A 21,913-nucleotide genomic window follows, 5' to 3' on the forward strand; every position below is an offset into this window, starting at 1 on the left:
ATTTTTTACGAAGGATTGTAAGCAGGTTTGTGGTTATTAACCAGGGAAGTATAAAAGATAAATTTATTAATGATAATTTAACTACTGAGGAAATAGAGAGAAGATATAGGGAATTGATAAATGGGGTGGTATCAAATGTTTTACAAAATTAAAAATACGCTATTCATTATTAAAGCAGAAATAATCAGGTATCTACAGGAGACTTTCTCTTATAGGGTTGGGATTATAAGTGATATTATTGTATTATCTATTCTTTACTTATCTTTAATATTTTTAAATACGGGAACAAAATTAGGCCTTTATTATCAAACCGGGGATTCCCCATCTCTTCTTCTCCTTGGCTATATTTTCTGGAGTTATTCCATTTCAGCTATAAGTAGAATAAGCAGTGAGATAAGGACAGAGCAGGTGAAAGGCACATTACAACAGAAATTTATGGCTATTATTCCTTTTAATTTTATTTTAATTGGTACTATATTGAGTAATTTAATGATTAATAGCATAGTAGCTATAGCTATCATAATAATATCTAAAATAATAGCAGGTGTTAATATTATATTTACCTGGCCGTCCTTTATTGCTCTATTGATTACTCTTGCTGGAATGTATGGAATAGCTTTAATCTTTGGGGCCATTACCCTTCGGGTAAAGAAAATAGGTCAGCTGGTTTTTATAACCCAGGTAATTCTCTTGTTCATTTCAGATACAATGACCAAAACCTATATATCAGAAAGCCTTGGAAAAATAATACCATTGTCTGCTGGGATTGACCTGGCCAGGAAAGCAGTGGGTGGTTTAAATGTTAATATTATTGATTGGTCAATATTAATAACTGTTTCAACTTTATGGCTAGTTGTTGGTATTTATGCTTTTAAAAAAAGTCAAAAATATGTCAAAAAGCATGGTCTTTTAAATACATATTAATTAAAGTTTAAATGTTAAGTAAAGCTTTATCCCTAAGACATATGAATTTCGCAAACCTCTGATGTGCTTTAAATGTTTAAATCACTTTTTTCTAGAAAGGAGAGGACAGGCCCTCTGTCACCAAAGTTTGCATGATAAGGTTAGTATACAACGGCAAACTTGTGACAGAACCACGAGCACGTTGCGGACCCCAGGGACATTAGGCGACACAGTTTTTAATTAGTTTTATTAAAATATGTTTAATATGAGGTGATTTTTATTAAAAGAAATATTAAAACAATAGCATGGATTATTGGAGGGATTTTATTTATTTTAACTGGTATTTATCCAGTGTATATTAGGCCTATAATACATGATTTACCTAAAGGAAATATTGAGTGGATGTGGATTTTTATTGGACTAATGTATTTTGGATTAGCAAATTTTTATTACAATAAAGAAGAGAAATAACTAGTTATTATATTTTATCTATATAAATTTAAGTAATTCTGCCCATGGGTTAAAGACTTAAAGGAGAAAAATATGAAAAAGAAATTAATTGGACAGGGAAGAACAGCTGAAATTTTTCTTGAAGACAATAACACTAGTTGCAGCAGCTAGATTAAGTGAGGAATTACCTGAAGATGAAAAAAAGCGGCTGCTAAAGGTAGTTGAAAAGGAATTAAAAAGATTACCTAAGTCTGTTAAAACTGAGTTAAGGCACTTTTAAAACCTGTAATGTTATTTGATATAGTCTAGAAGCAAATGGAGCTGATATAAGATGAATATATTTATAAAAGATATTTTAAGTATTCAACCCAGTCAACTTTATATTAATAAAGAGAAGTTGGGTAGAGTAAATAAATATTTAGATTCGGTAAACATTGAGGATATTAATCCTTTGCCTATTAAGAAGATAGGAAATAATATCTTTTTTACTGATGGTCATACCAGAGCATATGCACTTTATAAAAGAGGTATAAGAAAAATAAAAGTATATTGGGATAAAGATGACTTAGACTGGGACTTTTATTTAAATTGTGTTTGTTTGTGTAAAGAAGAAAAAATATATAGCATAAAAGATTTAGAAGACAAGATAGTAGATCCTGAAGATTATTTTGAATTATGGATAAAAAGGTGTGAAAAGATGTATGATGATTTAAAGGCAAGTTCAAATTAGAATTTATAATGGGTGCTGTGCTTATGGTTAAAAATATTTGTATACATTAAAGTTTAATCTTAATTATAAAAGTGGGGATTTCTGAAGAGCAATGGTAATTCCACCACCCTGGCCTCTGACAACTCTGGGGAATGATGAAATTATGAATCAAAATATATAGTTCAGTTACTATTTTTATTAAAAATTGGTCTGATATTACAGAAAGATAAATCCCGACAACCGTATGATTATCATTCCTTAGAGGCACAATAAAAAAAGAAATTATTTATAAAGACAGGGGTGATAAAGTGGCCAGGAAAATAGCTGTAGAAGAAGGATTGAGCAACATAGCTCAGGAACTTGAAAGATTTGGGTATCAGGTGGTGAATTTGACCAATCAAAACATGAGGGAAGCAGATGCTATTGTCATAAGTGGCCAGGATAGAAATATGATGAACAGGGAAGATATTACTTCAAAGGCCCAGATCATTGATGCCCGTGGTTTGACTGCTGTTCAGGTCAGGAATGAATTAGAAAATAGATTGATCTAGTGTCTGGTAGTGAAAGTTGATATGGGTAATAAATTTAACAACCGCTGATAGCGGTTGTTTTTTTATTATATTTTTTTATAATGATAAAGGTTGTATTTATAACATATAGTTGTATATTGAAAAATATAGACAAAATATTCTTGCAACAAACAATGTTTTATAGTATAATAAAAAAAGAAAAATTTGAATATTGTTATAAAAAATTTTTAATTATAATACATATATATTAGCTAAAAAATTTTATATCAATTTTTTGAATTTTATATGAGAGGAGGGGTGTACAGTAACTTTAACGTTTAAGTTTATGTTTTAACTTTAACGTTAAAGTAGTTTAAAGTGGTCAAGGTTTTAATAAACTAATTAAAAATTTCAGGGGGGACAAGGATGAGAAATAAATCTTTAATTGTTTTACTGGTAGTAAGCCTGTTACTGGTTTGTTATGGGACAGGATTGGCTAAAACCACTGTCAGGATTGCTGGCTTTGGGGGGAATGACCAGGTAATTGTTGAGGAGCTCCTTAATAAATTTGTCAGGCCAGAGCTGGCGGATGAAGGTATTGAAATTATTTACGAGCCTATTGCTGATGATTATCAAAGGTACCTTTTGAATTCGCTTTCTGCCGGTACTGCTGCAGACCTGTTTTATATGGATATTTTCTGGGCTAAAAATGTTATAAAAGAAGGTCTGGTTGAACCGCTTGATAGCTATCTGGCTAAATCTGAAGTTATCAGCAAAGAAGACATTGTGCCCAGCTTACTAGAAGGTTTTACCTATGAAGGCAAATTGTATGGAATCCCCAAGGATTTCAACTCTCTGGCCCTGTTTTACAATAAGGACCTTTTTGATATAGCAGGAATACCTTATCCCAATGAGGCCGATACCTGGAAAACCTTAGAATATAAATTAAGGAAAGTGGTTGAGTTTTTTGAAAAAGAAGGAGAAGAAATTCATGGATTGGCATTACAACCTGAGTATGCCAGGATGGGTGCCTTTGCTTATGCTGCTGGATGGGAACCTTTTGTAAATGGAAAAACAAATCTCCAGGACCCCAAATTTGTCAAAGCATTTAAATGGTATACCGGATTAAAAGAAAAAGGGTTAGGTATTATGCCGGCTGATATTGGCCAGGGCTGGGGCGGTGGCGCCTTTGCTAATGGTAATTTTGCTGCCTGCCTCGAAGGAGCCTGGATTATTGGATTCCTGCGTGATCAGGCACCAAACCTGAATTATGGTGCTACCTTGCTACCGAAATGCTCAGATACCGATGAAAGAGGTAACTTTATCTTCACTGTTGCCTGGGGTATAAATGCTAACTCAAAGAATAAAGAAGCCGCTTTCAGGGTTTTAGAAACACTGACAAGTCCTGAAGCCCAGCAATGGGTTCTGGAAAGGGGTCTTGCCATTCCCAGCCGGAAATCACTGGCTGACAATCCGTACTTTGAAAAGCAGACCAAGGAAGCCCAGGCCAATAAAGTTGTCTTCATGGGTGCGTCAAGAGGAAATATTAAACCCTATAGTTTCAGGGATTATGGTGGAGAATGGATGGAACCAATCAATACTGCTTTAAATGAAGTAATGAGTGGACAGTCAACAGTAGAAGAAGCATTAAAAACTGCCCAGGAAAGACTTGAACAGGACATAATGAATAAATAAAAGTAGACCCTGGAGAGGGGGAGCGGGGGATTCCCCACTCCCCTTTTTTATAAATAGGAGGTGACCGTCTTGCAGAAAAAGTGGGCCTACTGGAAAGAGAAAATGGCACCATATGTTTTACTGGCACCTTTTTTATTCTGGTTTATTATATTTTTTGGTTATGCTTTTATCAGAGTGGTATACTTTAGCTTTACTAAATATAATCTATTTGATCCCCCTACATTTGTAGGTTTTAAAAATTATTTAGATCTTTTTCGGGAGTATTTATTTGGTGTTGCCTTCAGGAATACCCTTATGTACTCTATTATTGTCACCACTGTGCAGACCATTTTTGCCCTCATTCTGGCTGTTGTTATGAATCAAAAAATTAAAGGAATCAGGTTTTTCAGGGCTGCCTATTATATGCCCAGCGTTACTTCCAGTGTTGTTATTACATTAATTTTTATCTGGTTATTTCAACGCAAAGGTTTAATTAACTATTTGGTAACCCTTTATCATAGTTATGGAAAAATGATAGGAGTCTTTTTTCTTTTGTTGATAGCCATGCAGGCCCTTTTGGTTTTTAAGGAAAAAAGGCAGGGTAGGCCGGTTAAATACTTAGAACCGAGTTATTTAGTTCTGTCGATTTTGTTTGCAGCAATTGTTACCTATATACTGAGAATAATGGGATATATAACAGTGGTAGATGTTAAACCGGTGGATATTATATGGCTAAATACCAGGGAAAAGGTTTTTGGGTGGCTGGGGCCGTTATCATTTGCCAGACCCCTGGGTGCTATAATGATTTTGAATATCTGGACCACTATTCCGACCTTTATGCTTATATATCTTGCCGGTTTACAGGACATTCCATCTTCATTATATGAAGCTGCTGAAGTTGATGGGGCCAATACCTGGCAAAAGTTCAGGTATGTTACTATTCCCCAGTTGAGGCACATTACTTTTTTAGTAGTGACTCTGGGTCTGATTGGAACTCTTCAGGTTTTTGACCAGATTGCTATAGTTGGGGATCAGGCTCCTCTTGAATCTATTGTGACCCTGGCCTATTATGTCTATAGAAATACATTCCCCAGTTCAGCAACTCCTCATGCCGGGATGGCCAGTGCTGGAGCTATAGTCCTGGCTTTGATTACTTTAACACTGGTATTAATCCGGAAAAAAAATATCCGGAGAGGGGAGAGATTAATATGGCCCGTCTTAAAACGAAAGAAAATATAGAGGAAATCAATCTTAAGATCAGGCGTAAAAGGTGGAGAAATGTTGCTGCTATTTATCTAATATTACTGATATTTTCTATCCTGTTCATGGGCCCCTTTTTGTTCGGGGCAATATCATCCCTTAAGGATAATCCAGTTGAGTGGCCTCCTACCTTAAAAACAGCCCAGCTTTCACCCAAAAACTGGATTGGGGCTTATCGAGTTGCCAGACAGGGTGGGGGAGGAGGTTTTTTTGGTTGTCTTAAACCGGGGCATAATGTTTCTTTTAGAGCTACCTACTTATATCCTGATGGTAAAGAAATAACCCCACCCCAGGCCAGAGTTTCAAAAAGATTAGCCGGTTACGGAAAATCTGCTTTTGAACTTGATAAAAAGTTTGCGGTAGACTATATAGAGGTTAAGTCTGTTGAGGAAATAGAACGTCAAAAAACTGATAAAGGGACCAAAGTAATTTATGAGATTACCCTTACTAATCCCAGTCAGTACACCTTTGATAAGGTTCCTGTTGATGTCCAGGTCCCCTATAAAGTCAAATTTGTGGAAGCCGATTTTGAACCCAACAGGTTGGAAAGGTTAGGAATGGTTCAAAGCTGGGATAACATTGTCAGTGGTACAATTCCTTATATCTTTCACAATTACCATCGGGTTTTTAATGAAAACTATAGCCGGACTACCGGTAGAAGCCTGTTTTTAACCTGGATATTTAATTCATTTTTCCTATCCATAACCAGGGTTATAACTACTATTATTGTGGCTTCCATGGCCGGTTATGTTCTGGCCCGGTTGAACTTCGCTGGTAAAAAGGTCCTGTTTATTCTGGTTCTTTTTTCCATGATGATTCCTCTGCAGGTTACCTTTGTTTCCAATTACCTGGTTTTAAGAGATGGTATATTTGGATTAACAAAATTGTTTGGGGTTGATACCCTGTTAAATAGTTTAAGTGGGGTTATAATATGGGGAATGGTGGCCGGTAATTCGGTCTTTATCATGAAACAGTTTTTTGAAGGTCTTCCCAAATCCCTTGAAGAATCGGCCCGTATTGATGGGGCCAGTACCTATACTATCTTTTCACGAATAATGCTTCCTCTGGCTAAACCGGCTCTGGGGGCCTTAACAATCCTTACTTTTCAGGGAGCCTGGAATGATTTCTTCCTGCCCCTGGTTGTTATTACCTCACCGATGGATCGATTCCCTTTAACGGTGGGTTTGTTGAGTTTTAGAAGAATTTACGGGGCTGGAGGAATGGACTGGGGTCCTGTACTGGCAGGTGCTATTATTTCAGCCCTACCAATTATAATTTTATTTGTGGTTTTCCAGCGTTACTTTGTTGAAGGAATTAGTTTTAGTGGCATGAAAGGATAAAATAATTATTTGTAGTATACCTTTATCACTGGTGCAACCACCTCTGGTGGTTGTACTTTTTTGTAAATTATTCTTTAAAAAAGATTAATTCTATAAAAAAACATAAAAAAATTAAAATAATTTATTTATAATGGGAGGTTGAAGACTGGTCCTGATTAACAGTAAAAGATGATTTTTAAGTCTTGCATCGGAGAATAAAGTTGGTTATAATAAACTTAAACGTTAAAGTGTTTTGGTTTATTTTAGTTTGCTTTATTTAAACAGGGGAAAGAGGGTAGCTAAAATGAGTGTTACCATAAAGGATATTGCCAAAAGACTCGGGGTATCAGCTACAGCTGTATCCAAGGCCCTTAATGATAGGGATGATGTCAGTGAAGAATTAAAACGAAAGGTTCTTAAAGTTGCAGAAGAATTGGACTATTCTGCCAACACTATTGCTAAAAGGCTGGTTACAAATAAAAGTAATACCATCGGGGTTTTTATGCTTAGTAGAAGAGAATCAGAGCAGAGGGAAACAGTTGGCTTTCAATTTTTGAGTGGAATTCTGGAAGAAGCCAATAAAAATGGATATGATATAGTCCTGTTTTCAACTAATAGCGATCTACTGGATGAAAAATCCTACATAAAGCTCTGTAAAGAGAGAAGGGTTGAAGGAGCTATTTTTACTGGCTTAAGGCTTGATGACCCCCATATACCTGAAATAAAGAAAGCTAAATTCCCTATAACTATTATTGATACGGAACTGGATGATGCTGAGAATGTAGGATTTATAACTACTGACAATCTAAGTGGAGTTCATAAAGCTCTGGAGTATTTATGGAAGCTGGGTCACAGGAGGATTGCCATGATTAATGGGCATCACCAGGCCCAGGTCTCTAAAAGGAGATACCAGGCCTTTAAAGAATTTTTGACCCAGAAAGGTGTTTTTGATGAAGACCTCGTCTTTTATGGTGATTTTACCAAAAATAGTGGTTATAAAGCTGCCCTGAAAATACTTGAATTAAATGAACCTCCAACTGCTGTTTTTTCAGCCAGTGACCTTATGGCCCTGGGAGCTATTAAGGCTTTTAAGGATAAGGGTTTAATACTTCCCCGGGATATGTCAATTATTGGTTATGATAATATAACTTCAAGTGAGTACACCGACCCCAGTCTAACTACTGTAGCTCAGGATTCTGTTAATATGGGAAGAGAAGCAGTAAGATTGGTCCTTGATGGACTGGATGGGGGGACCATGAAGAAAAAAGTTTTAGAAGCAAAATTAGTTATTCGAGATTCATGTGCCCGGTGTTGTTAATTTGTAAATCACATTTAAAGAAGTTTCTGATTGACTATGTTTAGAAACCTGGATCAAATTTTCAGGAATAATAATTCTGGAAACCTGGTCGGGTTAGATATAAATACTTTAAAGGAGGGCTGGGAATGGCGATAGCTTATAATCTAGGTAAAGGAGAATATAAAAACTGGATAATTTCTGAAACAGAATTTAATGAAAACAATCTGCCTAAATTTGAAACTATCTTTAGTCTTGGAAATGGTTATATGGGTTTAAGGGCGGCCACAGAAGAACACTATTTTAATGAAACAAGAGGTTGTTATGTGGCCGGAATGTTTGACAGGTTTAAAGGGGAGGTTGCCGAGCTTCCCAATATTCCTGATTATGTAGGGATGGAGATTAAGCTTGACGGAGAGAGATTTAACCTGAACCAGGGAAAAATTATATCTTATCACAGGTACTTAAACGTTAAAGACGGAGAACTGGTTAGAGAGGTGGAATGGCAAAGTCCAGCCGGAAATATTACAAAACTGGTCTTCAAACGCTTTGTTTCTCTTGCCAATCTCCATCTGGCCGGTTTTAAGATTAAAATAATTCCAGTTAACTATTCCGGAAAGGTGGCCATTAAAACTGGTTATAACGGGCAGGTAACCAATAGTGGTGTTCAACATTTCGTTGAAGGTGATAAAAGGGTTTTACCTGATGGTAAATCTTATTTAACTGTCCGGACCCAGGAGTCGGGTATTTTTACAATTGTAGCCGGTAAGTTCCGTTTCCTGATAAATGCCAGTGAAATTAATCCACAACAGCAGATCGTTACCGGTAGGCGTCAGCTTTTCCTGAGAAGCGAATATGAATTGAAAGAAAATGAGTGCCTGGAAATGGAGAAGTGTGTAATTGTATATACCGGGCGGGATCTGGAATTTAAAGATAAGGATATTGATTCTGGAGATATTGTTGAAACAGCTCTTACAACTCTAGATAAAGCAGGTACTAAGAGGTATGAAGAACTTTTTTCAGAACATCGCCAGAAATGGCACAAGCTATGGCATGAGATAGATATTGAAATCGGTGGGCCTGATTTTGATCAGCTTGCCGTAAGGTTTGCCCAGTATCATCTGGTACAGATGACCCCGTCCCATGACAGTCGTATCAGTGTTGCTGCCAAGGGGCTTTCGGGGGAAGGGTATAAGGGTCATGTTTTCTGGGATACCGAGATTTTTATCCTTCCTTTCTTTATCTATACTTTCCCACAAATAGCCCGGAAGTTACTCGAATATCGCTATCATACCCTGGATGGAGCTCGTAAAAAGGCCCGGGAAAATGGGTATAAAGGAGCCATGTATCCCTGGGAAAGTGCTGATACCGGTGAGGAAACCACCCCTGAATTTGGTGAAGTTGATATAAAGACCGGGAAACCCATCAGGATCTGGTGTGGGGAAATAGAACAACATATTACGGCAGATGTTGCATATGCAATCTGGCATTATTATCAGGTTACCGGAGACAAAGAATTTATGTATAACTATGGAACTGAAATTTTTATGGAGACAGCCCGCTTCTGGGCCAGTAGACTGGAGTATAATCAGGGTCTGGACCGTTATGAAATTAAAGATGTCATCGGTCCTGATGAATATAGTGAACATGTTAACAATAATGCCTATACAAATTATATGGTGAAATGGCACCTTGAGAAGGCAATTGATATCTACAACTGGTTATCAGATGATAGCAGAGATATTCTGGAGAAAATAATAAATAAAATTGCTTTAAAAGAAGATGAACTAAATGAATGGAAGAAAAAGAAAGATAAAATTTACCTTCCCTTCCAGGAAGACAGTAAAGTTATTCCTCAATTTGATGGTTTTATGGACCAGGATGTCATAGATATAAGCAGCTACCGTGGTGATGTCGGGGCTATAATGAAGGCTTATAGCTGGGATGAAATAACCAGCAGTCAGGTTATAAAACAGGCCGATGTAGTGATGTTACTCTATCTTCTTGGGGAAGATTTTAGCCATGAGGTTAAAGAGAAAAATTATCATTATTATGAACCTAAGACCCTTCACGATTCTTCGTTAAGTCCCAGTATTCATGCCATTATGGGTAAGGAAATCGGTGATTTAGATGAGGCCTATAGATACTTCAATAAATCTACCACTATTGACCTTGGCAGGAATATGAGAAGCTGTGATGCTGGTTTGCATTCAGCTTCTCTTGGAGGTATCTGGCAGGCAGTTGTTTTAGGCTTTGGTGGTGTTAAAGTTAAAGATAATGTTCTCAATATAGACCCCATGTTACCTGAGAAGTGGGATTACCTGAACTTTAAGCTAAAATGGCAGGGGATGCCAATCAGGGTTGAAATTCGTAATGACAGAGTAAGTGTCAGTTTTTTAAATGATGATAAAGCTATGCTAAAAGATGTTTCAGTAATGGTCAAGGGCCGTAACCTTCAGCTAAACAATAATAAAGCAGTAGTGAATCTCTAAAACCCCCTTTAACATTAAATTATTTAATATTTGTTCCCGGGGGATATTGTTGATATAATAATTAAGGGATTTTACTGGATAAAATAAACAACAAGGAATGGGGTGATGATAATTCACAGGGAGATTAAAGGATTTATATTTGACCTGGATGGAGTAATTACTGATACAGCCGAATTACATTATCGTAGCTGGAAAAAACTCGCTGATGAAGAAGGTATTCCATTTACCAGAGAGGATAATGAACAGCTGAGGGGGGTCTCCCGGAGGAAGTCTCTGGAGTTACTCCTTAATGGAAGGGAAGTTCCTGAAGAAAAGAAGCTGGAAATGATGGACAGGAAGAACAACTATTATAAAGAATTTATTAAACAAATCACAGAAGAGGATCTTTTACCTGGGGCAAAAGAACTCCTGGATGAGCTTAAGAGTAGAGGATATAAACTTGCTGTTGCGTCAGCCAGTAAAAATGCTAAACCGGTAATTAAAAACCTTGGAGTAGAGCATGTCTTTGATCAAATTTCTGATGGTTATAGTGTGGAAAAAACCAAACCTGCTCCGGACCTCTTCCTTTACACAGCTAAACAGCTCGGGTTAAAACCTGAAGAATGTGTAGTTATTGAGGATGCCGAAGCGGGAATTGAGGCTGCCCTTGCTGCCGGAATGACTGCTGTTGGTATCGGTCCAGAAGAAAGGGTTGGCAAGGCCCACTTCCGTTATGATAAAGTTGCTGATATTAACCTTGATGATATCCTTGCCTGATTAAGCGGCAGGCCTCCCTTGCTTGCGGGGCGCTTCAGGAAATAAATACTGGTAGATGAACTCCCCTGGAAATTATGGATTGCAGGGGAGTAATTTTTTTTAAAAAAATTGACTAAAAAGAAGGAATTTTTTAATTTACATAGAATATATATTATAAAAGGAACGCAAGCACTTGCGTAAGGTTTTTCGCAAGCGGTTGTGTAACGGGAGTGATTACTTTTGCCGTTGACTTTAAAGGATATTGCAAAAATAGCTGGTGTGGCCGAGTCAACGGTTTCCAGGGCCATTAATAATAAACCCGGGGTTGGTGAAGAAACCAGAAAGAAAATCCTGAAAATTGTAGAGGAGTATAACTTTCAACCCAACAAACTGGCCCAGGGGCTTGCCAAAAAGCAGACCCACATTCTGGCTTTATTATTACCTGATTTGTCAAATCCTAATTATCCTACGATAATTAAAAGTATAGAGGAAGTAGCCAATGAAAATGGATACCAGGTTGTTTTGTGTAATACTGATAACAACCCGGAAAAAGAGAAAGGCTATCTCGAATTAGTAGAGAGGAACCAGGTTGATGGGGCTATTGTGGTTGGTGGTGAACTGGCCGACAGGCATATTTTAAATCTGGCTTTGAATAAGAATGCCTCTCTTGTTCTGGTAAATAGGCTCTGTGAGGAGCTTACCATACCTACCGTTCTGGTTGATTCAGCCCGGGGGGCTTACCTGGCAACTGAGCACCTGATAGACCAGGGTATCAGTGAAATTGCCCTTATAATGGGCCTGGACCGGGAATTTTTAGAATCTGAAAAGCTTGAAGGTTATAAACAGGCTTTAACTGATAATGGTATAGAACTTAATGAAAAATTAATTGTGCAAACAGAAGGAAGCCGGGAAGCCGGGTACAGGGCTTTTCTTGAATTAATGAAAAAGGGGGTTACCCCCGGTGGTTTTTTTGCTACCAGTGATCTTCTGGCTGCCGGCCTGGTAGAAGCAATTAAGATGGGAGGATATTTAATTCCTGAAGACTTTTCAGTGGTGGGTTATGGTGATAGCCTTGTGTCTTCGATAATTACCCCACCTCTGACGGTTGTGGCTGAACCATTGACCAGGCTTGGTAAACTGGCTGCTCGAAACCTTATTAATCTCTTAAATGGGAAACAACCTGCTGAAATTATTAAGGTATTAAATCCGTCCATTAAGGTGCGGAATTCATCTACACCGCACATTAAGGATAAATAAAACTTCTTAAAATTAAAAGGGGGATGTATTAATGGCTAGTGTAACATTAGAGAATGTTGTTAAGAGGTTTGATGATGTAGTTGCTGTAAACAATGCTAATCTTGAAATCCGGGATAAGGAGTTCTTAGTTCTCGTTGGACCTTCCGGATGTGGTAAATCAACAACTCTGAGGATGATTGCCGGTTTAGAAGAAATCACAGAAGGAACTATTAAAATTGGAGATACTGTAGTTAATGATGTACCTCCTAAAGACAGAGATATTGCTATGGTTTTCCAGAATTACGCTTTATACCCACATATGGACGTTTACAATAACATGGCTTTTAGCTTAAAATTACGTAAATTCCCTAAAGATGAGATTGACCGTCGTGTTAAGGAAGCTGCCAGGATTCTGGGTATTGAGGACTTGCTTGATCGTAAGCCAAAGCAGTTATCCGGTGGTCAGAGGCAGCGTGTTGCTCTGGGAAGGGCTATTGTAAGGGAACCTAAGGTTTTCTTGATGGATGAGCCCCTTTCCAACCTGGATGCTAAACTCCGTGTTCAGATGCGTACTGAATTAAGTAAATTGCACGACAGGTTACAGACAACTGTTATCTACGTTACCCATGACCAGGTCGAAGCTATGACCATGGGTGACAGAATTGTAGTTCTCCGTGATGGTGTTATCCAGCAGGTTGATGATCCATTGACCCTTTATAATAAACCAAATAATATGTTCGTAGCTGGATTTATTGGTAGTCCTGCTATGAACTTCCTGGATTGCAAGCTGGTTAAAGAGGGAGACAAATATTATCTTGATGGCCATGGTTCCTTCAAGATTGCTATCCCTGAAGATAAAATCAATGAAGCACCTGAAATTAAGGAATATGAAGGCCGTGAAGTAGTCTTCGGTATCAGGCCCGAGGACCTGGTAGATGCCAGTATTAAGCATGATTTCGACGTTACCGATGATAATTCTTTCACTGCCAATGTTGAAGTAGTTGAACCCATGGGTTCAGAAATTTATCTTTACCTCGGCATTAACGACCATTCCATGATTGCCAGGGTAGAAGCTGAAAGTACTGCCCAGGTTGGGGATAATGTTAAACTCGGGGTAGACACAAGAAAAATGCATGTTTTTGATGCTGAAACAGAAGAGGCTATATTCTAAAACTGCCTGAAGTTAAATTAAAGAAGATGGGGCGGCCCCCTGTGGCCGCCTTTTTTTATCTGAAAAGTCTGTTCATAAAGTTTTTCCCTGGTTCCCTGTCACTATAATCCAGGGAAGAAAAATGCCCCTTTATCTTTACTGTACCCTCATCAAGGTTTAATTTTTGTATATTCAGTTCCTTCCCTTTGATTTCAAGAACTCCCATACTGGTTTGCATTATGATTTTATCTTCATTGTAGGATATAACTTCCCTTACTCCATCAAGTTCCAGTTCTTTTCTGTTATTTAAAGAAAGAGTATGCCTGGCCGGTGTTGTTTTTTGACCGGAGTTGTTTTTCTTCTTATCCAATATATAAACCTCCTTTCTAAATTATTATTTTAATTAAGCTTGTTTAATTCTTATTTAAGTAAATTTCATAATAAAAATGAATTATATAAAGAACCTGATTTAGCAGCAAATTATAAAATTATATATGACGACTTAAATATTTTCAAATATATTTGATAAATAACCAGTTTAAGGTATATGATGTAAATATATATTAAAGTCAGGTCCTTAATATGACTTGAATAGGAAATAAGCACTACAAAATTTCAAAATTGTTGCAGGAATTTTAAAATTCGTGAAGAAATATTAATTTAAGAAAGGATTAATGTGGTATACTCTAAGATGTGTTATATTTAATCAGTATATTTTTATGGTATGGTCGGTAATTTAATGTTGGTTTTTTTGTGGGTAAAACGTTTGCACAAATAATAAAACGTTTGCGCAAAGGAGGAAGCTTAAGTGTTTTTAAAAAAATTAAATATTTTTTCGCCCATTTATAGAATATTGAAAAAAATAATAAGTAGTTATTCCCTTTACACCAAATTATTGCTGTTCTTTTTAATTGTAATGATTATACCTCTTGGTTTGACCTTTTATAATGATTATCGCTTGACCAATGATTCCCTGGAAAAGAGGCTGGATGAAAAAATACTGACCGGGAAAAATTTTGTAGAAAGGATATATGAATCTGATATCAATAGGGTTGAAGGGCTGGCGGTTATAAAAGCCAGTGATACCTCAATCCAGGAAACCGTTGCTACCAAAAATTTGTTGCAGTTGATGAATATTCTCAGGCCGGCATTTATTAATAAAAACAATATTGATCTAGCCGCTATTTTAGATAGCAAGGGTAAAGTTATAACCCGCCGGGGAAACCTCCCTAATAAGGATTATAAACTGGAGTCCAGGTACATAGAGGGGATAAATGATAAAAGGATCTCTGTTAACCAGATTGAGATGACCACAGAGGGGATAGTTATCAAGGGAGCCCAGGCTATTACTGACCCCGATCAGGCTAACCTGGTTCACGGTATCTTTTTAACCGGGCTTGTTATGGATAAAAGTTACTGGATAGATTTAAGTCAGGACCTGGGAATGGAAATAATATTATTTGATAAAGATGGTCAGCCTGTTACAGCTTCTTTCAGTAATGAAAAGCTTTCTAAAATAAGTTTAAAAACTAATACAGAGGATAGCAACAACATATGGGTAGATCATTTAATTTCAGATACAGAGTACAGAATGGTTGCTTTTCCGGTTACTGACCATAATAGTAAAATTATTGCCTATCTAGGGGTAACAACACCCAAAACCCCTATACTAAATGCAGGCAATAAAATGAAACAGTCGATGATTATTTATGCTCTTATCGGTGCCTCTATTGCCATACTAGTGGGGATATTTCTGGCCAGGAGTATCAGTAAGAGGGTTAAAGGCTTAATCAGTGTAGTCGAACGGGTCGCTGAAGGTGATCTGAGTCAGAAGATAAAGATCAAAGGCCGTGATGAAATAGCTTACCTCGGTAAGAGTCTGAACCAGATGGTTAATAATTTAAAGGGCCTGGTAATAGAAGTTATGTCCAGTTCTAATCAGGTTGCGTCTGCGGCTCAGGAGCTGGCCGGTTCCAGCCAGGAAGCCACCGCTATAACGGAACAGGTTACAGCTACCAGTGAAAATATTTCAGATGGAACTGCTGAACAGGTAGAAAAAATTAATGAAGCATCATTAATTATTAAAGAAATGTCCCGGTCTATTCAAGAAGTGGCTAAAGGGGCCCAGGAGGTTGCGGGTAAATCAAAGACTGCCCGGAACCAGGTAGAACTGGGTCAGGAAGCTTTAGAAGACTTGCTCCATCAGATTGATAAAATTGGAGAAATAGTAGAACAATCAGCCAGGGTTATAAAACAACTCGATACCCGGTCCAAGGAAATTAATAAAATTATCGGATTAATCAGTGAAATTACCGAACAGACAGACTTACTGGCCTTAAATGCCGCTATAGAGGCGGCCCGGGCCGGAGAACATGGCCGGGGTTTTGCCGTAGTAGCTGATGAGGTAAGAACCCTTGCCAACCAGTCAAATGAGGCTGCTACCAATATTAGCAAGATTATAGAGGAAATTCAGAATGATACCCAGAAAGCAGTAGATGTTATGGATGAGGGAACCACGGTGGTAGAAGAGGGTAATTTTGCTGCTGGTAAGGCTAAAGACACATTTGCCGGGATCAGACAGGCTGTTGAAGATACCTCAAAAATTGCTGAAAGTATTGCTGAGGCTACCAGGGAACAGAAACATGGTAGTGATGAAATGGTAACTGCCATAGAGGAAATTAATAATATATCCCAGAATACAGCCCAGGGTGCTGGTCAGATTAACCAGGCTATAAGTGAACAGTCTCAGACCATCGAAGGTATTTCCAATTCTTCAGAAACCCTGGCTATCATGGCAGATAAACTCAGAGGATTAATTGATAAATTTAAGACTGAATAGGAGAACAGATTAAAGGAATAAGATTATTTAATTAAAATTGTGGAGGCGCGGTTAAATCATCCAGTGGTTTAACTGCGCTTTCGTAATTAATTAGATTTCATAATATAAGGTCTACATGGTTGTTTATGGAAACTTGTTTTTTTAGGGGAGTAGGGGACAATCGATGGATCAGTACCGTTCAGATGGGTGGTTTTATATTAAAATAATACCAGATGACTAAATATAATTTCTTATTTCCCTGGTTTAAAAAAAGGAAAACCAACATGTTAAGTAGAAATTTATAGTTACCGGCAAAAAAAGTATTTGAAATTCACAAAATCGGTACCTCCTGCATATAGTATATATAGTGGGAAAAGCAGGGGGTAAAAAGATGGAAGATGTTTTATACCAGATATTTTCGTTTTCTGTCATGTTTGGTTATGGTCTGATGTTGGGAATATTTCTTGACCTTTACAGAGGGATTATAAAGGGACTAAACATCAGGGGTATTATGAAAAATATTCTGGATATCCTGTTTGGAATAATAGCCGGTCTGATTGGATTTATCATTTTAATCTATACCAACTGGGTCAATCTACGATTTTATATAATTCTGGCCATATTACTTGGTTTTGGTTTATATTATGGGTTAAAATCAAGGTGGGATAACCGATGAAGATGACTAATTTTATAACATCAAAAGGTTTTAAAGTATTGTTAGTAATTTTTCTTATTTTTATGGCCATTAAGTTTTATAATAATTACAGGGCCATTAGTCGTCTTGAAAAGCAGGTCAGTAATTTGCATCAGGAGATTAAAATTGCCAGAGCCAGAAATACCAGATTGAAGGAACAACTAAAAAATGTTGATGACCCCTCCTATATTGAAAAAATAGCCAGGAAAGAACTCGGGTTGGTTAAGCCTGGGGAATTACTTTTAATACCTATAGAAGAAGAATGATCTTTTAAATAGAAAAGGAATGATCTATATAAAGGAGTGGCAGTGATGAATCAAAGAATAATTGGACAAATCTCTAAAGAATTAAAACTGAAAACTAACCAGGTAAAAGGAACGGTTAAACTTCTTGATGAAGGTAATACCGTTCCTTTTATTGCGCGTTACCGTAAAGAAGTGACTGGAGGACTTGATGAAGCACAGATAAGGACTATTGAAGAAAGACTGGAATACCTCCGCAGTCTTCAAAAGCGGAAGGAAGAAGTTATAAGGCTGATTGAAGAGCAGGGAAAGTTAACTCCGGAACTTGAAGAAAAGATTAAAAAAGCTTCCATTTTACAGGAAGTAGAAGATCTCTACAGGCCTTATAAGCAGAAGCGGCGGACCCGGGCTACCAGGGCCAAAGAAAAAGGCCTTGAACCCCTGGCTAAGTTAATGTGGACACAAGAACTTACTTCTGGTAATCCTGAAGATATAGGTAAGGAATATATCAACCCCGAAGTTGAACTGGAGAGCATTGAAGATGTTTATCAGGGAGCCAGGGATATTATAGCAGAATGGGTTTCAGATGATGCCGGAATTAGAAAAGAAATCAGGAAAATAACCTTTAAGCAGGGAGTTATTCAGAGCACCTGTAAAGATAGTGAGACCGATGATGAAGGCAAATATGAGATGTATTATGATTACAGGGAACCTGTCAGTAAAATACCACCCCACCGGGTTCTGGCTATTAACCGGGGGGAGAAAGATGAAGTGCTCCAGGTTAAGGTTTTAGCTCCTGAAGAAGATATTATAGAATTAATCAAGGATAGGGTGGTTAACAATCCTGAAAGTATATTTTACAATGATATAATTGAAGCTATTAAAGATGGATATAAAAGGTTAATTGCTCCTTCCATTGAAAGGGAGGTTAGAAATAGTCTTACTGAAAAAGCAGAAGAGCATGCCATAAATATTTTTTCTAAAAACCTTCGCAATCTGCTTTTGCAGCCACCACTCAGAGGTCATACTGTTATGGGAATTGACCCTGCCTATAGAACGGGTTGTAAAGTCTGTGTTGTGGACCCGACCGGGAGGTTACTGGATACAGCAACTATTTACCCCCATCCGCCCCAGAGCCGGACAGGTGAAGCTAAAAAGGTTGTTAAAGGTTTGATAAATGAATACCAGGTTACTACGATTGCTATCGGGAATGGGACAGCATCCCGGGAAACCGAGTTTATGGTTGCTGATATAATTAAGGAACTTAAAAACACTCAGGTTAACTATGTAATAGTAAATGAAGCCGGGGCTTCAGTTTATTCTGCATCCAAACTGGCCAGAAAAGAGTTTCCTGAACTCGATGTAGCCATGAGAGGAGCCATTTCCATTGCGAGGCGGTTACAGGACCCCCTGGCTGAGCTTGTTAAAATAGATCCCAAATCCATTGGGGTTGGTCTTTATCAGCATGATGTTAATCAAAAAAACCTTGAAAAATCCCTCGGTAATGTAGTGGAATCGGCCGTTAATTATGTTGGAGTTGATTTAAATACAGCTTCGCCATCCCTTTTAAAATATGTGGCCGGTATTAATAGCCGGGTGGCGTCAAATATTGTTAAATACCGTGAGGAAAATGGTAAATTTGAAACCAGGGATGAATTATTAAAGGTGAAGGGTCTGGGTAAAAAAACATTTACCCAGGCAGCTGGTTTTTTAAGAATACCGGATGGAACAAATCCCCTGGATAATACCCCAATCCATCCTGAATCCTATCAGGCCGCTAAAGGTCTATTACAGGATGTCGGGTTTAAACTGTTAGATATTACTGATAAGGAAAAGCTTAAGGAAGTGCGTGAAGAGCTGGACTCCATCAATATAAAATCCAGGGCTGAAAAACTGGAGACAGGAATACCAACTTTAAAAGATATTGTAGATGCTTTAAAAAAACCGGGACGCGACCCGCGTGATGAATTACCTAAACCTATCTTCAGGTCTGATGTATTGAAAATGGAAGATTTAGAGGCTGGCATGCTCCTTCAGGGTACGGTCCGGAATGTAGTGGATTTTGGTGCTTTTGTTGATATTGGGGTCAAGGTGGACGGGCTTGTTCATATTTCTGAAATGAGTCATGATTATGTAGATGATCCCCTCAAGGTGGTACAGGTAGGGGATACTGTAAAGGTTAAAATATTAGAGGTAGATGAGAGGCGAAACAGGATTTCCCTGAGTATGAAGTTGTAGGGTTGACATTATATCTAATGTATAATATAATAAAACAAATATTAATTAAATCTGAGGAGGAATTTTTTTAGAATGTCCATCGATGTTGGTAGTACTGTTGAAGGCAAAGTTACCGGAATTACAAAATTTGGAGCATTCGTCGAATTGCCAGGGGGGGATACTGGTTTAATTCACATTTCAGAGATTGCAAATACTTATGTTAAAGATGTTGGTAACTACCTGAAAAAGAATGATACGGTTAAAGTAAAGGTAATTAATATTGACAAAGACGGTAAAATTGGACTATCAATAAAACGTCTGGATAACCCTTCGGACAGGGTAGATAGTGCTCCTAATATGTCTTTCGAAGAAAAAATGGCTAAATTCCTGAAAGAAAGTAATGAAAAATTACAGGATTTAAAAAACCAGAAAGCCAAACGTGGGGGCCGCTATAAGAAGACCAGATAAATGATCCAGATAAATGATATTGACCAAACATCCTCAAGTTATTGGGGGTGTTTTTTTATGCTGGTAATATTATTTTTTTAGTTTATAATAAATATGGGTGATGGTCTATGAAGGTAAGTAAATCTGAACTGGAGATAATTAGAAAACAACTTGGGCGGGAGCCGGACAACCTTGGTGGTATACCCCTGAAATGCCCCTTTGAAAAACCGGCTGTATTATTAACCCTACCCTATAGTTCTGATAAAGGTATTTTTCCGACAACTTTCTGGTTAAGCTGCCCCTATCTGGTTAAAGAAGTTTCCAGATTAGAAGAAAAGGGCCTGGTTAAAGAATTAACAGAAAAAATTAATAAAAATCCGGCTTTGAAAGAGGAGCTGGAAAGGGCTCATAAGATTTATGCTCAAAAGCGCCGTTCTCTTCTTGGTGAAGATGAGGTGGCAGAACTAAGGAGAGGGTCTCCCGATATTTTAAAAGTCCTTTTGGAATCAGGGGTGGGGGGAATCAGAAATAAAGAAGGTATTAAATGTCTCCATACCCACCTGGCTGATTATCTGGTTAACGGGGTTAATCCTGTAGGTAGACTGGTCTGGGAGAAACTTGACTGGCCTGAAAGGTGTAATCTCTGCAGAATGGAGGCTGGTGAATGATGAAAGTCGGGGCTATTGATGTAGGCACTAATTCCTGCCGTATGTTAGCAGTAGAGCAATACGGTGATAAGTTAGAAGAAATATGTTTTGATTTAAAAACCACCAGACTGGGACAGGGTGTTGATGAAAAACGACTTTTGAATTATGATGCGGTGAGGAGAACCCTGTATGCCATAGAATTTTTTGTAAATAAAATGGAGGGGCTGGGGGTTGAAAGGATCAGGATTGTAGGGACCAGTGCTCTGAGGGATGTCAGGAATAGCAATATTCTGCTTGATGTTGTTAAAAGAAGGACAGGATATGAGCTCGAAGTAATCTCAGGAGTTGAAGAGGCCAGGTTAACCTATACTGGAGCCAGTTTTGATATTAATGGGAATGATTTTTTAATTATTGATATCGGGGGTGGGAGTACTGAATTTATCTGGCAACAACCCTCTGGACTTAGTTTTAAAAGTCTGGATATGGGAGCTGTAAGGATGACAGAAAGGTATATAAAAACCCCTGATAAACCTGTCGATAGCCAGGACCTTGCCCGGATTAAAGAAGTAATTAACAGGATGCTCAAGGGAAAGTTGAAGTTAAATCCTGCCGGAATAAATGTTATTGGAGTAGGTGGTACTATAACAACCCTGGCTGCTATTGATTTAAAAATGAAAAAATATGACCGGGATAAAGTACATGGTTATAAAATAACCCGGGATAAAATAGAAGAGATTTTGTTGAGGCTGGCAGGAAAAACTCTGGAAGAAAGGCGTAAGATAGTTGGACTTCAGCCGGAACGGGCTGATATAATAGTGGCCGGGACTATTATTGCTTTAGCAATTATCGATTATCTGGCTCTTGACCACATTACCGTCAGTGAACACGATATTTTATATGGATTGATAAAAGAAATGCTTGACTTAAGCCATTAATTATATTATAATATTTCTGTCAGTTGAACAGGCCGGGGTGGCGGAACTGGCAGACGCATCGGACTTAAAATCCGGTGGGCGTTTTCGCCCGTGTCGGTTCGAGTCCGACCCCCGGCACCATTTTATTTATGTAATATGAATATTTTAATATCTTAATCTTTGTGTTTACAGTGATATATGAA

The 21,913-nt window shown here is 37.8% G+C and carries 20 protein-coding genes and 1 tRNA gene; 20 read left to right on the forward strand and 1 reads right to left on the reverse strand.

The window, feature by feature from the left end:
• Positions 1 to 135: 135 nt before the first annotated feature.
• From HORE_RS00255 to HORE_RS00310, 12 genes are all read left to right on the forward strand, one after another.
• Complete coding sequence (locus HORE_RS00255; protein WP_041605685.1) at positions 136 to 924, forward strand: ABC transporter permease; 789 nt, start codon at positions 136 to 138, stop codon at positions 922 to 924.
• 538 nt (positions 925 to 1,462) lie between these two features.
• Complete coding sequence (locus HORE_RS12820) at positions 1,463 to 1,633, forward strand: hypothetical protein (RefSeq protein ID WP_167935740.1); 171 nt, start codon at positions 1,463 to 1,465, stop codon at positions 1,631 to 1,633.
• Positions 1,634 to 1,684: 51 nt separating this feature from the next.
• Positions 1,685 to 2,083 (forward strand): hypothetical protein, encoded by a 399-nt coding sequence (locus HORE_RS00265; protein WP_012634996.1) that lies wholly within the window; start codon positions 1,685 to 1,687, stop codon positions 2,081 to 2,083.
• A gap of 287 nt (positions 2,084 to 2,370) precedes the next feature.
• Positions 2,371 to 2,613, forward strand: a complete 243-nt coding sequence (locus HORE_RS00270) for a YkuS family protein (protein WP_012634997.1) — start codon at positions 2,371 to 2,373, stop codon at positions 2,611 to 2,613.
• A 384-nt stretch (positions 2,614 to 2,997) separates the two neighbouring features.
• Positions 2,998 to 4,266 carry an ABC transporter substrate-binding protein gene (locus tag HORE_RS00275; protein WP_012634998.1) on the forward strand — a complete coding sequence of 423 codons (1,269 nt, stop codon included), beginning with the start codon at positions 2,998 to 3,000 and terminating at the stop codon, positions 4,264 to 4,266.
• 60 nt (positions 4,267 to 4,326) lie between these two features.
• Positions 4,327 to 5,484, forward strand: a complete 1,158-nt coding sequence (locus tag HORE_RS00280; RefSeq protein ID WP_427852493.1) for a carbohydrate ABC transporter permease — start codon at positions 4,327 to 4,329, stop codon at positions 5,482 to 5,484.
• Entirely contained in the window at positions 5,454 to 6,845 is a 1,392-nt protein-coding gene (locus HORE_RS00285) for a carbohydrate ABC transporter permease (RefSeq protein WP_012635000.1), read from the forward strand. Before HORE_RS00280 ends, HORE_RS00285 begins: the two co-directional genes overlap by 31 nt.
• Positions 6,846 to 7,128: 283 nt before the next feature.
• Positions 7,129 to 8,142 (forward strand): LacI family DNA-binding transcriptional regulator, encoded by a 1,014-nt coding sequence (locus HORE_RS00290; protein ID WP_012635001.1) that lies wholly within the window; start codon positions 7,129 to 7,131, stop codon positions 8,140 to 8,142.
• A 125-nt stretch (positions 8,143 to 8,267) separates the two neighbouring features.
• Positions 8,268 to 10,610, forward strand: coding sequence for a kojibiose phosphorylase (locus HORE_RS00295; RefSeq protein WP_012635002.1), 2,343 nt, complete (start codon positions 8,268 to 8,270; stop codon positions 10,608 to 10,610).
• Positions 10,611 to 10,715: 105 nt separating this feature from the next.
• Positions 10,716 to 11,366, forward strand: coding sequence for a beta-phosphoglucomutase (gene pgmB, locus HORE_RS00300; protein WP_012635003.1), 651 nt, complete (start codon positions 10,716 to 10,718; stop codon positions 11,364 to 11,366).
• Between the two features lie 219 nt (positions 11,367 to 11,585).
• Positions 11,586 to 12,602: a LacI family DNA-binding transcriptional regulator gene (locus HORE_RS00305; RefSeq protein ID WP_012635004.1), complete on the forward strand. Its 1,017-nt coding sequence runs from the start codon at positions 11,586 to 11,588 to the stop codon at positions 12,600 to 12,602.
• A gap of 31 nt (positions 12,603 to 12,633) precedes the next feature.
• Positions 12,634 to 13,752 carry an ABC transporter ATP-binding protein gene (locus HORE_RS00310; protein WP_012635005.1) on the forward strand — a complete coding sequence of 373 codons (1,119 nt, stop codon included), beginning with the start codon at positions 12,634 to 12,636 and terminating at the stop codon, positions 13,750 to 13,752.
• A gap of 55 nt (positions 13,753 to 13,807) precedes the next feature.
• Here the strand turns inward: HORE_RS00310 and yabP are convergent, their stop codons facing one another.
• Complete coding sequence (gene yabP / locus HORE_RS00315) at positions 13,808 to 14,101, reverse strand: sporulation protein YabP (protein ID WP_012635006.1); 294 nt, start codon at positions 14,099 to 14,101, stop codon at positions 13,808 to 13,810.
• Between the two features lie 438 nt (positions 14,102 to 14,539).
• On the opposite strand from yabP, the gene HORE_RS00320 reads away from it, so the two are divergent.
• The 8 genes from HORE_RS00320 (at position 14,540) to HORE_RS00355 (ending at position 21,851) form a co-directional block, all read left to right on the forward strand.
• Positions 14,540 to 16,570 carry a methyl-accepting chemotaxis protein gene (locus HORE_RS00320; RefSeq protein WP_012635008.1) on the forward strand — a complete coding sequence of 677 codons (2,031 nt, stop codon included), beginning with the start codon at positions 14,540 to 14,542 and terminating at the stop codon, positions 16,568 to 16,570.
• A gap of 370 nt (positions 16,571 to 16,940) precedes the next feature.
• On the forward strand, positions 16,941 to 17,225 hold the full coding sequence (yabQ, locus tag HORE_RS00325) for a spore cortex biosynthesis protein YabQ (RefSeq protein ID WP_050748580.1): 285 nt from the start codon (positions 16,941 to 16,943) through the stop codon (positions 17,223 to 17,225).
• On the forward strand, positions 17,222 to 17,509 hold the full coding sequence (locus HORE_RS00330) for an FtsB family cell division protein (RefSeq protein ID WP_041605691.1): 288 nt from the start codon (positions 17,222 to 17,224) through the stop codon (positions 17,507 to 17,509). Before yabQ ends, HORE_RS00330 begins: the two co-directional genes overlap by 4 nt.
• Before the next feature lie 45 nt (positions 17,510 to 17,554).
• Positions 17,555 to 19,723: a Tex family protein gene (locus HORE_RS00335; protein ID WP_012635011.1), complete on the forward strand. Its 2,169-nt coding sequence runs from the start codon at positions 17,555 to 17,557 to the stop codon at positions 19,721 to 19,723.
• A 72-nt stretch (positions 19,724 to 19,795) separates the two neighbouring features.
• Positions 19,796 to 20,170 carry a S1 RNA-binding domain-containing protein gene (locus HORE_RS00340; RefSeq protein ID WP_012635012.1) on the forward strand — a complete coding sequence of 125 codons (375 nt, stop codon included), beginning with the start codon at positions 19,796 to 19,798 and terminating at the stop codon, positions 20,168 to 20,170.
• A 107-nt stretch (positions 20,171 to 20,277) separates the two neighbouring features.
• The gene (locus HORE_RS00345) at positions 20,278 to 20,817 is read left to right on the forward strand and encodes a DUF501 domain-containing protein (protein ID WP_012635013.1); all 540 of its coding nucleotides are present in this window, start codon (positions 20,278 to 20,280) and stop codon (positions 20,815 to 20,817) included.
• On the forward strand, positions 20,814 to 21,731 hold the full coding sequence (locus tag HORE_RS00350) for a Ppx/GppA phosphatase family protein (RefSeq protein WP_012635014.1): 918 nt from the start codon (positions 20,814 to 20,816) through the stop codon (positions 21,729 to 21,731). The genes HORE_RS00345 and HORE_RS00350 overlap by 4 nt, the downstream gene beginning before the upstream one ends.
• A gap of 31 nt (positions 21,732 to 21,762) precedes the next feature.
• Positions 21,763 to 21,851 (forward strand) — tRNA-Leu (locus tag HORE_RS00355).
• Positions 21,852 to 21,913: the final 62 nt, after the last annotated feature.

Source organism: Halothermothrix orenii H 168 (assembly GCF_000020485.1).
Lineage (GTDB): Bacteria > Bacillota > Halanaerobiia > Halanaerobiales > Halothermotrichaceae > Halothermothrix > Halothermothrix orenii.

Bases quoted from the DNA above. Each gene is read 5' to 3' on its own strand.
- HORE_RS00265 (WP_012634996.1), top strand. From the start codon at position 1,685: ATGAATATATTTATAAAAGATATTTTAAGTATTCAACCCAGTCAACTT.
- HORE_RS00330 (WP_041605691.1), top strand. From the start codon at position 17,222: ATGAAGATGACTAATTTTATAACATCAAAAGGTTTTAAAGTATTGTTA.
- HORE_RS00255 (WP_041605685.1), top strand. From the start codon at position 136: ATGTTTTACAAAATTAAAAATACGCTATTCATTATTAAAGCAGAAATA.
- pgmB (WP_012635003.1), top strand. From the start codon at position 10,716: ATGATAATTCACAGGGAGATTAAAGGATTTATATTTGACCTGGATGGA.
- HORE_RS00310 (WP_012635005.1), top strand. From the start codon at position 12,634: ATGGCTAGTGTAACATTAGAGAATGTTGTTAAGAGGTTTGATGATGTA.
- yabQ (WP_050748580.1), top strand. From the start codon at position 16,941: ATGGAAGATGTTTTATACCAGATATTTTCGTTTTCTGTCATGTTTGGT.
- HORE_RS00345 (WP_012635013.1), top strand. From the start codon at position 20,278: ATGAAGGTAAGTAAATCTGAACTGGAGATAATTAGAAAACAACTTGGG.
- HORE_RS00285 (WP_012635000.1), top strand. From the start codon at position 5,454: ATGGCCCGTCTTAAAACGAAAGAAAATATAGAGGAAATCAATCTTAAG.
- HORE_RS00290 (WP_012635001.1), top strand. From the start codon at position 7,129: ATGAGTGTTACCATAAAGGATATTGCCAAAAGACTCGGGGTATCAGCT.
- HORE_RS00275 (WP_012634998.1), top strand. From the start codon at position 2,998: ATGAGAAATAAATCTTTAATTGTTTTACTGGTAGTAAGCCTGTTACTG.
- HORE_RS00350 (WP_012635014.1), top strand. From the start codon at position 20,814: ATGATGAAAGTCGGGGCTATTGATGTAGGCACTAATTCCTGCCGTATG.
- HORE_RS00340 (WP_012635012.1), top strand. From the start codon at position 19,796: ATGTCCATCGATGTTGGTAGTACTGTTGAAGGCAAAGTTACCGGAATT.
- HORE_RS00295 (WP_012635002.1), top strand. From the start codon at position 8,268: ATGGCGATAGCTTATAATCTAGGTAAAGGAGAATATAAAAACTGGATA.
- HORE_RS00335 (WP_012635011.1), top strand. From the start codon at position 17,555: ATGAATCAAAGAATAATTGGACAAATCTCTAAAGAATTAAAACTGAAA.